This window comes from Clostridium sp. AM43-3BH (assembly GCF_003479985.1).
Classification (GTDB): domain Bacteria; phylum Bacillota; class Clostridia; order Lachnospirales; family Lachnospiraceae; genus Otoolea; species Otoolea fessa.
The window spans coordinates 71,323-86,547 of the sequence record NZ_QUIH01000010.1 but is presented as its reverse complement, the minus strand read 5'-3'; the positions used below and the strand labels follow the sequence as shown (position 1 = coordinate 86,547).

10 protein-coding genes are annotated in these 15,225 nt (G+C 47.0%); 1 reads left to right on the top strand and 9 read right to left on the bottom strand.

Annotation, left to right across the window (positions count from 1 at the left end):
- Window positions 1-44: 44 nt before the first annotated feature.
- From DW931_RS14590 to DW931_RS14570, 5 genes are all read right to left on the bottom strand, one after another.
- Entirely contained in the window at window positions 45-6,962 is a 6,918-nt protein-coding gene (locus DW931_RS14590) for a carboxypeptidase regulatory-like domain-containing protein (RefSeq protein ID WP_118469440.1), read from the bottom strand.
- Window positions 6,955-7,203, bottom strand: a complete 249-nt coding sequence (locus tag DW931_RS14585) for a hypothetical protein (RefSeq protein ID WP_118627003.1) — start codon at window positions 7,201-7,203, stop codon at window positions 6,955-6,957. The genes DW931_RS14590 and DW931_RS14585 overlap by 8 nt, the downstream gene beginning before the upstream one ends.
- 231 nt (window positions 7,204-7,434) lie before the next feature.
- Entirely contained in the window at window positions 7,435-8,103 is a 669-nt protein-coding gene (locus DW931_RS14580; RefSeq protein ID WP_118469439.1) for a TetR/AcrR family transcriptional regulator, read from the bottom strand.
- A 38-nt stretch (window positions 8,104-8,141) separates the two neighbouring features.
- Window positions 8,142-8,381 (bottom strand): RNA-binding S4 domain-containing protein, encoded by a 240-nt coding sequence (locus tag DW931_RS14575; protein ID WP_022346712.1) that lies wholly within the window; start codon window positions 8,379-8,381, stop codon window positions 8,142-8,144.
- Window positions 8,382-8,511: 130 nt separating this feature from the next.
- A complete protein-coding gene (locus DW931_RS14570; protein WP_022360642.1) occupies window positions 8,512-8,787 on the bottom strand; it encodes an HU family DNA-binding protein in 276 nt (91 codons plus the stop codon).
- 571 nt (window positions 8,788-9,358) lie between these two features.
- Between DW931_RS14570 and DW931_RS14565 the strand changes: the two genes are divergently transcribed.
- Window positions 9,359-10,687 carry a Na+/H+ antiporter NhaC family protein gene (locus DW931_RS14565; protein WP_118469438.1) on the top strand — a complete coding sequence of 443 codons (1,329 nt, stop codon included), beginning with the start codon at window positions 9,359-9,361 and terminating at the stop codon, window positions 10,685-10,687.
- Between the two features lie 420 nt (window positions 10,688-11,107).
- Here the strand turns inward: DW931_RS14565 and spoVT are convergent, their stop codons facing one another.
- From spoVT to DW931_RS14545, 4 genes are all read right to left on the bottom strand, one after another.
- On the bottom strand, window positions 11,108-11,656 hold the full coding sequence (spoVT, locus tag DW931_RS14560) for a stage V sporulation protein T (protein ID WP_118469437.1): 549 nt from the start codon (window positions 11,654-11,656) through the stop codon (window positions 11,108-11,110).
- A 125-nt stretch (window positions 11,657-11,781) separates the two neighbouring features.
- Complete coding sequence (locus DW931_RS14555; protein WP_118469436.1) at window positions 11,782-13,170, bottom strand: uracil-xanthine permease family protein; 1,389 nt, start codon at window positions 13,168-13,170, stop codon at window positions 11,782-11,784.
- A gap of 809 nt (window positions 13,171-13,979) precedes the next feature.
- Window positions 13,980-14,555, bottom strand: a complete 576-nt coding sequence (locus tag DW931_RS14550) for a chromate transporter (protein ID WP_227589736.1) — start codon at window positions 14,553-14,555, stop codon at window positions 13,980-13,982.
- Entirely contained in the window at window positions 14,552-15,094 is a 543-nt protein-coding gene (locus DW931_RS14545) for a chromate transporter (protein WP_118469435.1), read from the bottom strand. Before DW931_RS14545 ends, DW931_RS14550 begins: the two co-directional genes overlap by 4 nt.
- Between the last annotated feature and the right edge of the window lie 131 nt (window positions 15,095-15,225).

Genomic DNA, 15,225 nt, shown 5'->3' with positions numbered 1-15,225 from the left:
GCCTACTGTTAAATATATTGGGAGGTTTTCAGGTTTATGAATGATTATCTGGCCGGTTCCCAGACACCGTCTGCATTTACATAATAGCCGTCCGGTGTCCACTCAGCCATATAAAGGGAGCCGTATGGACGTCCTGCGTCCTCCATGTAAACCCAGGTTTTTAATTCTTCACTATACGCCCAGGTCGGCTGCGGTGCATACGGATTTAAGTATACATAGCCTAAATCCGGAATCAGCTGCCACTCCGTCAGCATCTCTCCCGTTGTCGGATCCAGATAATACCATCTGCCGTCCTGCGGATCCAGATACCAGCCCGTCCGCATGCCTGTGTTTTCGTCCACATAGTACCATTTGCCTGCGCTGTAATCATAGACCCAGCCCGTCCGGATATATCCATCGGCTCCAAACGCCCACCATGCGCCCCGGAGCTGTTTCCACACAACCTGTTCAACCTGTCTGCCGGTCACCGGATCCAGAACCAGACTTCCGGACAGATACGTGCCGTTTGACAGGCGGTAGCGCCATCCGGCACTCTCTTTTACCCATGTGCTGGTACTTCTGTCGCGGCTGGAAGTGGCCGTTCCCTGCGGATTGCCTGGAGTAGACGGGGTCGGATTCGATGGATCCGGTTTCGTCGGATTGGACGGGGCAGACGATGCTTTCTTTGTCTGGACCGCGACCGCCTCGCTGGCTGCGGATGCCGTCGTATTGACACCCTCTTTGAGTCTCACATAGAACTTGTAAGTTGTTTCCGGTGTCAGCCCGGTAAATACCGGTGAATCCTGCCATTCTCCCTGATCCGCGCAGTATTCCAGTTCATATCCCGCCGGAATCGCAGTTCCATCCACAAATGCAGACGGTGCTTTCAGGGTCACGCTGGTGTCTGTCCACGCTGCTGCCTGGGGTGCTTTCGGGGTCTTTGTTCCTATTTTTTTGATCGTCAGGCGCACTGTAATCGGATCACTCATATAATTTACGTTACTGTCCGGAATCTTAATCCTACAGGAATACGTTCCCGCATTGGTCGGCGGTGTCATGCTGGAATAAACGGTTCCGTTCACACCTTCATAGTGAACCTCATACTGACCCTGAAACTGTTCCGAAAGATCATATTCACCTATCGTTGCCTGAATTCCATCCCCCACAGACTTCGGCGTTCCATCGTAATCAACCTCTTTATCCGTACCATTCAGTGTAACCTTATCTTTGTCCCCAAAATACACATGTGTCTCAACATCCTGCGCCGGCATCTTAAAGGAAGCGGTCCATTTGCCGCCGGATTCGGTAAATTTCGGCGGGTAAACAACTATAAGTAAACCACCGCTGTATGTTAAGCATGCATTCTTGTTCTGCATCCCCTTCATCCGCTCAACACCTGCATCTGTCAGGGTCGCCGTTACCAGCTCCCCGGCTTTTGCCTGAGTCTTGTCCAGCGTATAATAAGAACTGCTTTCCGGCTTCTGCGTAATTGAAAATACTGCATTCGGATCATCCTGAACCTCGATATCCACAACTACCATACCCGGTCCCTCTAAGTATACATAGAGAGTCGGGAGACCGGTTGCATCATCGCATTCAACACAATAATCACCGTTTTCCTTAAGGTCTGATCGGCTAGCTACTTGGTTCGGTGTAAATGAACCTTTCTTATAGATCGACATCGACTTTATATTAAATTCTTTAAACAGCTTGCCACTGATAATATTTGTTACTTTCAGAGAGCCAATATGTTCCCCTCCGCTCCACTCTCTGGTTTCAAAGGCTGCCGTTGTTCCCCATGTACCCCACTCCTGTCCTACGAACCAGGTATACTGGTATGCGTTCATATTTTCCGCATAGGAAACCTGTACAGAGGCATCTGAACACGGCATCGTAAAGCAATACACCGTCGGATTCTCCAGATTGCAAATTGTCGCATTCACCTTTGAACCATTTGCATCGGTAATTGTTACTTCGCTTACGACATCTCCTGAATCCAGACCCGTAAATGCAAGGTAAACTTTTTCTCCGGCTTTCCGTGGAAATGTAAATGTACCAGTTTCACTACCTGTCGTAGAAATCGGATTTATTCCATTTGTTGCATCTTCCAGAGATGCATAGGCTTTCACGACTGCATTCGGAGAGTTTATCGTATTCTCCCGTTCTACTGTAACTGTGTGTTCCGCCGTATCAACTGTCAGCTGGCATTCTGCCTGCTTGGAAGGATCCGCCGCGCTGGTGGCTGTGATCGTATAGGTTCCCGCTTCTGCCACATCCGCAGCAGTTACCAGTCCATCCTCTACCTTGACTGCCGGATTACTGCTTTTCCACACCACATCTCTGGACGCTCCGTTTACCACATCGACGGTCGCAGTGAGCCGGACGCTTCCTCTCGGGTAAATCGTCTCATTGGTCTTATCCAGCGTAATTCCGGTAACCGAAGGTGTCAGATCCAGCGTCAGATCCGGACGTAAAGTCTGGTTTTTCAGAATCGGGAAAGCATACTCGCCGGTTGAATCCATCGTCCAGGTAGAATCAAAATTCCAGCCCAGCTTTTTATAAAATTCCGGATCTTTCAGGTCTTCCGCCGTTGCGTCCGCTCCATATAGCTTGTCTGCCCCCATCGTATCTGGATCCGGGGTCAAAATCGTTCCATCTGATTTTCTCGCAACTGTGCCGGCAAAGCCGTAGTTATCCCGGCAGCTTCCCGTTGTTCCGCCAATCCGGTTGAGCGATCGCATCTCCGGGAAAATGCTGACACAAGAGGAAATCGAACCGTTGGCGGAAATGCCTGCCACGGATGCGCCAATGGGATTTTTGGGCAGAGCTTCGCCTGCCGCGTAGCTGTGGGAGATCTTTACTTTACTGTCATTTCCGCATCCTACCAGTCCGCCAATAGAATTTCCCGCTTCAACGTCCATATCCACAACTGCATAGCTGTTGTCAATTGTTGTACTTCCACCGGTCCAACCAACCAAACCACCTGCAAAGCCACTGCTGGCGGTTCCCTTGATTTCAGCATCTGCATAGCAGGACTTAATATTTACCGAATAATTATACTTCCCCCTTACATTTCCAATCAAACCACCTGCCGATTCAATCTTATTCGTTCCATCTGCAGTTTCGATTGTTCCACTGACGTAACAATTTTCTACCGTCAGAGAACCATATACATCACCAACCAGGATGCCGACTCTCGCCCCATCGCGGGAAGCTTTAACCACCGCATTTTCTATGGTCAGATTCTTAATTTCACAATTCGAAGAAATTGCTCGAAACAATCCCACATAAACTTCGCCGACCGCATTCAAGCCTCGAATCATATGTCCGCATCCATCAAATTCAGCTCCGGCATTAGGAATCGAAGTAAACTCGTGACCGCCCATATCAATATCGCACATCAGTTTCGCTTTCCAGTTTGAAATCTTCGTATTTCTAAAATACGCAAGCTCTGCCCCTGTACTAATTTGATAATAACCATGTTCGTCTTTGGTCGGTTCCACAGCCGTTATTCCATCCCACTGATCCTGCACCCATACCGCCTTAAATGCTACATTTCTATTTGGCATTGTATAATCTGCACCGCTGGCATATGTAGTACTTCCGTCACTCCAGCCTTTAAAATTCATGCCATATACCTTAAAGGTATTCTCCGGAAGCGTAATCACAGTTCCGGCTGCGGCATTTCCCAGGGTCGGCGCATCTCCCTGTGAATCCTGGCGTCCGGATGCAAAGGTAATTGCATACTTCGCCGCGATTGGAAGATTTATTTCGATTGTTTCTGTTGACGCGCCCTCAGAGGTATCGCTCAAAACAATCATTCCCGTGATACTTCCGTTTTGTCCCGGTTCTTTGCCATCCGTTGCTGGTGTTAGATGGAACCCTTCTTCAGCGGACCAGTCCGCATGAATTTTTTGATTTGTGATAACGTTCTGTACAACCTGCAAAATTTCATTCGCTGTTGTCTCATTTGTCACTGTCATCGCCTGCAGCGCTGCCCGTGCCGCTGTTTTGACATCCTCTAAGGTCTGCTCTGAAAATTCATAATTTCCACTCTTCGTCTCCTCGCTGTCACCATAGGTTGAACCATCTCCCGTTGCTTGAACTCCAAACGTATAGATTCCGCCCTCTGCAATCTGGGCGGTAAAATCGTAACCAGCTGTATCCGCCCCAAGTGTTACCGGACCCCCCAGTGCTGAACCATCCTTATAGAGCTGTACTTTATAACCCAATGCATTCGTAACCGGACGCCAGACGGCCTTTCCTTTTACTATCTCATCCCATTTGACATTCTCAGGTGCCGCAAGCCGAACAAGGTTTACCTCTTTTTTCAGCACAATCGAACCAATCGAACTTCCCTTGTAATGGACATATAAGGTTATTTCATTCGTATTGCCAAGATTCAGCGATTTAGCAAATTGAATCTTAATACTGCTAGTTCCATTTTCAGTATTCACTGCAAGAAGTGTAACTCCGTCATATGCCGTTCCATCTTCCTCGGATGAAAGTTTAAAATCCTCCAACCGTAAATCTTCATTTCCGGTATACGTAAGCGCAATCTCTCCATCTGCCATGGCGGTGTCCGCATCTGTTGTCTGGAAAGTTCCTGTCACCGTTTGTCCCGAAATCATGGAAACCGGGTTTGTTTCCATGGTGAAATCAAGAGCTTCTGGATCGGCATCCGAAATCGTAACTTTTTTCTTAACCGTAAGATATCCAGTCTTTTTGATCGTTACGTCATAGTCTCCATTGGCAAGATCAATGCAAAAGGTTCCTTCTGAATCCGTTTTCACCTTTTTCTCGCTGCTGCCCTTCTTAAAAGTAATCTCCGCGTCTGCGATTCCGGTTTCTCCAGACTTTACTGAGCCTGTTTTTATCTCGGTTGCCTCAAGATACTCTGGTATGTCTGTGCCGGAGAATATAATTACTTCTTTATTATCTCTTTGCATCTTTAGCGTCGGAAGCTGATTAGCGGCAAATTCCCAGTTTTCCGCATCACTTCCCCAGCCAATCGTGTTTTTCCAGAAATTGGTTGTTAAAAGGTCTGGTTTGAAAACACTCTCGCTACGATGCAACTCTGGCCATTTTCTATCTTTATCATTCTCTTTATCAAGAAGGGTTTCACCACATTTAACCCTCATACCCTGATAGGCGAAATTTCGTCCACCAACTACATGAACTTGATAATCACCGAAATAGCCAAAAATTCTATCTACATAGTATTGCGAACTGTTTGTGGAAATCTCTTCTTGCAATGCTGCGCTCTTATTAATTGTAACTGTTTTTCCTTGTCCACCAACTAATCCACCTGCACCGCGACCTGAATTTGTCGAAACACTTCCCATTGCAATACAGTTCATAATATTCAACTGCGTGCCATTTTTCACTTTAACCGAACCAACCAAGCCTCCAGCTAAAGACTCCCTATTATTATTATCTTTGTTTTCAATCTCTGCATTAACAATACAATTTTGAATTTCCAGCGTCCCCGACTGAACCTGTCCAATTAATCCACCTGCGGCACAATTTCCTGTAGTAGCAAGACTGCCACTGATATAACAATTTTCAATCTGCGAATCAGCACCTACAGTTCTCGCAATCGCTCCTACATGCTTTCCATCTCCCGTAATGGTCACATTGGACAAAATCAAATTTTTAACAGTTCCCGCCAAAACATTAAACAACGGCTGCGAAATTCCACTCAGCTCATATCCATTACCATCTAAACCAGCCGTTAGTGTTCTTGACTCCCACGACTCACCGCTTAGATCGATATCAGCCCCCAATCTAATATATTTACTTACACCAGAGGATTGATTTCCATTATATTGATTCTTTTGGTTTTCACCCATAACAGTAAACCACTGTTTTACATTACAAATCACATAGGGATACTCTTTCGTACCTTTTCCCGTGATTCCTTCATCTGCATACAACGCAATCCCCGCGTCTCCCACCTGCACATGGATCTCCGGCAAAGCAGTGTCTTCCGGTATCTCTTCGCTTTCCGGAATCACCGGAATATAGGTATAGATCGCCCCATTGTATTCTTCATTGGCTTTATCGTAGCCCTCCCAGGTCTTTTCTTCAGTTTCTTCTGGTTCACCGTCCTCATCGAAGCGGTCAAAATAGTCCTCCGGTGCCAGTCCGCCCCGAAATTCAGAATAGTCGCTGTTTTCTGCATCCAGTTTCCACGTGATACCCGACAAAGTCCGCTCGGTGGTTTCTTCTCCCATCGTCTCACGCACGGTAAGAGTCTCCGGGAACTGGATATCGGATTCTTTGCTTCCAAGCGGGAGAATCTGATCGGTGATCGATTCTTCCAACGGTACAAATTCCAGCGTTGTTTTCACCTGCTCTTCTTCCAGGACCGTGATCTGGATCACCGGAAGTTCGTCCTCATCTACCTCATAATTGCTGCTTTTCAGCTCTGCACGGAACAGGTAGATGCCCGGATTTTCCCCATCATAACGGGATGCCTGGCTCTCTTCTTCATCCAGAACCCAGCGCACCCTTACTTTTCGCCAGAAACCTTCCTTTTCGTCAATCTCTTCCTCGGTTTTCTCATCCGTCTTGACATCTTCCTTCGATTCATCCGTTTTTCCATTCGAAGAATCGGCATCTTCATTCAAATCTGCATTTCCACCCGAAGAACCGGAATCTGTCTTACCGGAATCGTCTTTCTCATCGGATTCACCGTTCCCCGGATTTGCATTTTCATCCTGAGAGTCCCCATTTTCCGCCGAATTTCCATCTTTCCCAGAATCTCCCTGTTCACCTGAACCGGATTCCGCTTTCTCTAAGCCCTCTCCACCTTCGCTTTTGTCTTTGCTATTCTCTCCGGCATCTTTTCCTTCGGTATCTTTTCCTTCGGTATCTTCTTTTTCTCCATTCTCTTCACTGTCCGTCTTTTCCAGCACGGCATCATCATTTGTGCGGTTGGCAAACGCTGCTACATTCTCATCGCTCCCTGCGTCAGGCACATCTTCGGTTTGCCCCCCCCCCCCCGCTGACAAAAACGTCTATGCTGTCCGGCATCTCCAGATCCTGATACCGGGTGCCATAGGGAACTTTCTGATACAGAACCTGTTCCGATAAACTCTCGATCTCCCGGATCTGATAAAAATTCGTGTTCGCATAAACTCTAGGCACAGAGCCATATGAACTGCACGTTATCACTACCACCATTCCTGCTGCCAGGATTCTTCTTTTTCTCCTTCTCATACGCTTTTTCCTCTCATTCTCGAAATGTTGATTATCCGTCATAAAGTGTGTATACACAAATGAGTCGTCACTATATTTATATTATAATAATCAACTCTCACAAATTCAAGACAGAATCTGTTCTTTTAAGCGCATAAAGAAAAACGAGACGACCGAAGTCGTCTCGTAAAAGTCTAACTTTGAGGGGGCACCTCATTCTCTTGACTTCTTTTTTTATTTCCCTTCTTTATATCATTGTTTTCCCAGGTTCTCCGGGGTTCTGCACCATGTCAGGAGCATTCCTTTTAAAAATTCCAGTTCCTGCGTGTGGTCTTCCTTGTGATCGTCCGCCCACACAATTCCCTGTGCATAGCGCTCAGCCACCGCCAGCATCGCAATCGCAACGCTTGTAAATAACTGCTGCTCCGGGATATCGGTCCGGATGCTTTTATCGCTCCTCGCCTGCTCATAGAACTTATGATACAGCGCTCCTGCCGGCTTCAAAACATCCAGATGTTCAGCCAGCGCTTCCCCCTTGACTTTCTCCCGGGAGATAAAGTTTTTATAGTTATTACTGAACCGGAGTATTTCCGGGCGTTCCCGGTAAATCCGGATGATCTGGTCCGTATAAAACTCAATGTACTGATACGCCGTGAATGATTCAAATATCTCCGGTCCCTTTTCTTCCAGAATCTTCTTCCAGAGATCGCCCCAGATTTTTCCGCTGATCGCTATCACAAGCTTGACCTTCGTCTGATAATAGTTATATAGGGTCGCAACGCCCACTTCCGCAGCGTCCGCCACTCTTTGTAAGCTGACATTCTCGATCCCATATTGCGAAAACAGCCTGAATCCAGCTTCCATCAGCTGTTCTTTCCGGCGCATCGCCTCTTTTTCATCCCGCTCTATATTTCTTGGCATTTCGTCCTCCGCGCCTTTTACTGACGTCTCTTGGATTTTTACAGGTATTCAAACATTTCTTTGGCATCTTCCTTGCGGATGGTCTCCTGTACGCTTGTAATGCGGACCTTCACCGATTTATTGCCGAAGGCAATTTCAATCACATCCCCAACCTTGACCTCCGCGCTGGCTCTTGCCACTTTATCATTCAGCATCACTCGTCCGCTGTCACACGCTTCATTGGCTACGGTTCTTCTCTTGATGATGCGGGACACTTTCAAATACTTATCTAGCCTCATATTTTTCCTTTCCATAGCCCCTTGCAGGGCACTTTCATCCTGGCGGAATCCCTTCGCTCCTATAATACTAAAGCCCTCCATGATATTTTATCACGAAGGGCTGTCTGTCACACATATATGTCTGAGATAATTATGCGTTTACCATATCCTTTAATGCTTTACCAGCTTTGAACTTCGGAGTCTTGGAAGCTGCGATCGGCATGGTCTCGCCGGTCTTCGGGTTTCTTCCCTCTCTAGCTGCTCTCTCAGCTACCTCAAAAGTACCAAAGCCAACCAGCTGAATCTTTCCGCCCTTAACCAGTTCCTCGGATACTGCATCTGTGAAAGCCTTGATTGCCTTCTCTGCGTCTTTCTTGGAAAGCTCTGCTTTCTCAGCTACAACTGCGATTAATTCTGTCTTGTTCATCGTATATTCCTCCTAGCTTATATCTTTGCACATGAATCCTCTTAGTTTTCTTCGTACATGCCCGCAAATCTTACTTTACATTTATATACATTTCTCCTTGCTTTGTCAAGGTTTTTTGCACTTTTCCTCACATTCCGAACCGACAATCGTTACGACTCGCAAATAGGAATTTTCTAAACTGAAAATTCCGTACGATGCCGTTTAGGCAGCAGATTTTTCCGATTTTAAATGCGAAGCATCGCCAAAATCATAGTTTGAAGCACACGCAAGCACTTCACACTGTGATTTTTTGGTGAAAACCCGTGTAGTATCTGTGAAATCCCTTGTGCTTTTATATCATTTCCGATATACCTCCATCTTATTCAGCATACTTCTCTTTTCCGATCATGTTTTCTATCGTTTTTGCATGCTTTTCTCCGTCTTTCAGAATATTGTTTTTACAGGCTTTCGTCAACCTTTTCGTTACAGTTACACTGTCTTCTTTACTTGCCTGAATCCCATTCTTATGGTAAGATCAAATAATGTATATCCGGCCTATTACGGCAAACATATAGAAAGGCTGAAAATTATTATGAAAAAGCAAAAACTATCTTCCCTTCTGCCTATCGCTGTATTTCTGATCTTTTATCTGGGGCTAGGAATCTGGTCAGAATATATCATGAAGATCCCGATGGGCTTTTACAACATTCCGATTGTTGTCGCATTTATGCTTGCGATCCTGACGGCCTGTTTCCAGAACCGTTCTCTTTCCTTTGACCGGAAACTGGAGCTGATGGGGCAAGGCATCGGAGATAAGAACATCATCACCATGCTTCTCATCTTCCTGACAGCCGGAACCTTTGTCGGTGTCGTAGGACGAAGCAGTGCTGAAAGCGTTGCTTATCTGATGCTGTCTCTTATCCCGGCCCGTTTTTCCGTTGCTGTTCTCTTTGTGGTAGCGTGCTTTGTCTCTACCTCCATGGGAACCTCCGTTGGAACCATCACCCTGATCGTTCCGATTGCCGCTGCCGTATCTGAGACCTCTGGTTTCTCTCTGGCCCTTTGCGTCGCATCTGTCATCGGCGGTGCCATGTTTGGAGATAATCTCTCTTTCATCTCCGATACAACCATCGCAGCCTGCAACGGTCAGGGATGTGCTATGAAGGATAAATTCCGTGAGAACTTCGGCATCGCACTTCCGGCTGCCATCGCTTCCCTGGCACTTATCCTGGTCGTTTCCTTCCATCAGGATCCGGGAGCTGCCATCATAAAACCATACAACCTGATTCAGCTGATCCCCTATCTTCTGGTATTAGCAGGCGGCATTGCCGGTATTCAGGTATTTGTCGTTCTGTTAGTCGGAATCGTATCCGGTGCCATCATTATGCTGGGCTCCGGCCAGACTACTCCCTGGGAAATGCTTACCAACATGGGTTCCGGCACTTCCGGCATGTTTGAGACCAGTATGGTTGCCATCTTAGTTGCAGCTATGTGCGCACTGATCCGTGAAAACGGTGGCTTCGATGTTCTTCTTAACGTTATTCATCGCATCTTCCGCGGAAAACGCGGCGGTCAGTTTGGTGTCGGCCTTTTAGTTACCCTGCTGGATATCGCAACTGCCAATAACACAGTAGCTATCGTTATGGCCAACCCTATTGCAAAGGAAATTTCTGAAGATTATGGCATCAGTGCCAGAAAGACAGCCTCCCTTCTGGATACCTTTTCCTGTATCTCCCAGGGAATCCTGCCTTACGGTGCTCAGATGCTGGTAGCATTATCGGCGGTTCATGAGCTGGGCTATGAACTGTCTGCCTTTGAGGTCATGCCGCTTCTGTTCTATCCAAGCATGCTGTTTATCAGTTCTTTAATCTGTATCTTTCTGCTTCCAGAGCGCGGAGACCGTGTCAAAGCAAAAAAATAACAGCGGAACCCTTTCCACTGCACACATAAAAAGCTAAACATAAGAAGAGCTGTCCGACTTTCTCGTCATCAGACAGCTCTTTTATGAAATATCTCGAAGTTTCACTATATAACCTCTCTTTCTTAATTTTAACAAAAAAGGGGCGTGTTCACAATTTATTTACTCATGCGTTTGTCGTGCGCCTTGCTGTGTTTTTTCTGTGAAAAATCATGGAGTATCTGTGAACTTCCTTGCGCTTTCGTCTGTTTTTCGATATATCTGTTATATCGAATACCAGTTTTTATCAAATACAGGACTATCAAAAACAGGATCGATGGACAACCGCCCAGGAGTTTTATCTCTCTTTACGTTTTCCATCGATCCCGTCTTCTTTTTTCTCTCACCGCCTGTTTCCAGGCAGATTTATCTCATTTATCTTTTTTATCCTTCCATCTGACGTCCCAGAAATCCGGCTGCCGTCGCCGCCAGCTTCATCTCCGCCCCTCCAAGCGCCTGCTTTGCCTCCCGGCTGAGGAGAATCACCGCCCCGATCGCATCGCCCTCGCTCAAAATCGGCACAATCACCTCGGCGCTGCTCTCCTCCATCTCATCCGAGGTAATCGGGATAAATGCTTTTTCTCCCCGCGCCGCACAGATATTCTGACGTTCGGAGACTGCCAGCTCCAGCGCCCGGCTGATCGTCTTCTGGTAATATTCCTTCTTTGGTCCCCCGGATACCGCGATGATCTGATCCCGGTCCGCGATGCAGACCATCAGCCCCGTGGACTGCGCCATCGCCTCCGCGTACTGCACGGCAAATGCCGCCAGCTCCACCATCGGTGAATATTTTTTCAATATGATTTCGCCCTCGCGGTCCGTGAATATCTCAAGCGGCGTCCCTTCCCGAAGGCGCAGCGTCCGGCGTATCTCTTTCGGGATGACAACGCGACCCAGATCATCGATTCTTCTCACAATTCCTGTAGCTTTCATGATTCTTCCTCCTGCATACCACGTTTGCCATATCGTGTGTCTTATGGGTAGTATGTGGAAATGCAGGCGGATTATACATCTGAAATGGTTCGTCCCAATTTTAGGACTGAAAATTTTTATATTTTTTATTCCTGCCGTTTCTTCGGATTCGGATTGATCGCCACACCGCGGTTGATGTCGCCCTGTAAATTCTTGCCGAACTGGTAATCATTACCCGGAAGAATCACGTTGAGCAGAACGCCCGCAATCGCTGCGATCGCAAGACCTGTCAGAGTAACCGAAGTTCCTGCCGCCTCAAAGGTCAGACCGTCGGAGAATCCCAGCCCGCAGACCAGAATTACCGCAGCGATTACCAGATTCCGGGATTTGGTTAAATCCACCTGGTTTTCGACCACGTTGCGGACACCGATCGCGGAGATCATACCGTATAGCATGAAACTAACGCCGCCGATGATAGCAGACGGCATCGAACCGATGACCTCTGCCATCTTCGGAATAAAGCTCAGAATCACAGCAAAGACAGCTGCAATCCGGATGACACGCGGGTCATGAACACGGCTTAATTCCAGAACGCCCGTATTTTCACCGTAAGTCGTATTGGCAGGACCGCCAACGAGTGCCGACAGAGATGTTGCGATACCATCGCCGACCAGCGTCCGGTGCAGTCCCGGATCCGCAAGGAAATTTTCTCCGACCGTCGCGGAGATCGCCGACATATCGCCGATATGTTCCATCATCGTCGCAAGCGCGATCGGCGCCATTACCATGACCGCCGTCGGGTCAAATTTGCACAGCTGGAACGGAGGAAGTCCGACCCAGGAAGCCGTCGCTACCTCTGAGAAATTCAGGATCGCACTTCCGTCCGGGTTTGTCATTCCCATCATCTGGAAAACTGCCGCCGCTGCATAGGAGATCACAACGCCCATCAGAATCGGAATGATCTTGAACATTCCCTTGCCCCAGATATTAAAAATGATGATGGTTCCCAGCGCAATCAACGCAATCAGCCAGTTTGTCGATGCGTTGGCAATTGCGGACGGCGCCAGCGAAAGACCGATACATATGATGATCGGACCTGTCACAACCGGCGGCAGATAGTGCATGACACGCTCCACGCCTGCCAGCTTGATGATCAGCGCCAGAATCAGGTACAGCGCACCAGCTACCACGATACCGCCGCAGGCATATGGCAATTTCTCACCCATCGTCATATCTGCAAAAATACCGCTGTCCAAGTTTGCCACCGTCGCAAATCCACCGAGGAATGCGAACGAGGAACCGAGGAACGCCGGGACCTTTAACTTAGAGCAGGCATGGAAAAACAGTGTTCCCAGACCCGCACACATCAGCGTTACCTGAATCGAAAGTCCCTCTCCCTCAAAATAGGTATTGACCAGAATCGGCACCAGGATCGTTGCGCCGAACATCGCGAACATATGCTGCAAACCTAAAAGCAGCATCTTCGGCAGACCCAGTGTTCTGGCGTCTTTAATGACCATGTTGTTTTCATTCATTTTAAATAGATACCTCCAACAATTCCCTTCATTTTGTAATGTATATAATTTTCATTCTCCAGAATATCCTTTTTGACTTCATTCGTCAACCTTTCTGCTGCGCTTGCTTCGATTTTCTATGAAACAAAAAAAGAGCTGTCCGACTTTCTCGTCATCAGACAGCTCTTTTATGAAATATCCCGAAGTTTCACTATATAACCTCTCTTTCTTTTATATTTTGTTTTAAATGTGCTATGGACCTCTTCCTTTCATATGAATCTCCTCCTTTGATTACATGTATCTATGTAAACTCTTTTAGAGATTGTATGATGATGGATTCCATCGATACCGATTTTTATCTTTTTATTTATTGGATAAATTCGGTTTTTAAAACCATGATCATGTTTTTTAGTAACTAACTATCCCATTGGACCGTCCTCCTTGTTCCTTATTTCGTCCTAGAAACTATGGTAACCGTTTGTTGGGGTTATCTCTGTTTCTTTTGATGGTTTTATTTTACTAGATAATTTCTGTTTTGTCAAGTATTATTTCTAATTATTTTCCATATTATTCTTTATTTATCTGATTATATTTTTGTAATTGTTGTGTAATTCAGTTTTATTCATTCTGTTTCTAATCATTATTTCACTTTATTGTCATGCTTTCTTATAAAGAAAGTCCCATAAGCAAAAAATGTGCCTTGGCGCATCCCACGGAGCATTTTTTGTCATAGGTCGAAGCCTCCTATGACAAAAAAAGAACCACCCCAAAAGAGTATACAGATACTGCACTACCCCTTCTGGAAATGGTTCTATTTTCTTCTATCTTCCCTAGTGGAACTGGAACACGATTCCAATCACAGCCGCCGCCACGATGTAGAAGATCGGGTGCTTTTTCCATTTGACTAAGCCGTACCAGATCGCAAGCGCCAGTACGATCGCCTTCCAGTTGATGATGGAAAACAGCTTGGAAAGCACCAGGCTGCCATCCTCGCCGACATGGAGGAACGCTATCTTTGCCACGCCGATACCGGCTGCCGCAATCAGGGCGGTAGATGCCGCGCGAAGTCCATAGAGCGCATTCTGTACGATCGCGGATGATTTAAATTTATCGAGAATCTTCGAGATAATCACAATGATGATGACCGACGGAAGCACCAGTGAGAGTGGCGCTGCCAGTCCGCCGAGAATCCCCTTAATATGGAAGCCGACGTAGGTCGCCATATTGACTCCCATCGGTCCCGGTGTGGACTCGGAGACAGCGATCATGTTGGAAATATCATTAAAGGTATACCATCCCGTCTCCTTGGAAATATTGTAAAGGAACGGGAGGGTCGCCAGTCCGCCTCCAATCGCAAACAGTCCGCAGCAGAAGAAGCGGAAGCATAATTCAAGTATCAGCATCATTTCTTCTCCCCCTTTCCGCCCTTCAGTACAATCCCGATCGCACCCGCCACGACAACAAGAAGCGCCGGGGAAACCGATGTAAACAGTGACAGTACAAACACAACCGCCGCAATCGCGATCGCGCCTTTATCAACCAGCGATTTCTTTGCCAGTTTGACAACCGCACTGCCGATCAGCACACAGACGCAGGCGCGGATGCCTGCAAAGGCGCTGCTCACAAAGCTAAGTTCAATAAAGTTCGAGATAAACGCCGCGATAATCATAATGATGACAAGCGACGGTGCAATGACTCCCAGTGTCGCCGCAATTGCCCCCGGAATCCCCCGATTTTTATAACCGACAAACGTCGCCGTGTTGACCGCGATGATACCCGGTGTACACTGACCAATCGCGTAGTAATCCATCAATTCTTCATCCGTCGCCCAATGGCGTCCATTGACTACCTCTTTCTGCAGCATCGGCAGCATCGCATATCCGCCGCCGAAGGTAAACCCTCCAATTCTGGCAAACGTCAGAAACATATCCAGCAGTTCTTTCATTTCTGCCCACTCCCTTCCGTATTATTGCTACACTTTTATTTCTCTGGAATTTCCAGTATATACCTGCTTATGTATCATACCAGAATTCAAGGAGCCTGAAAAATACCATTCGAATATAGAATATATATCGA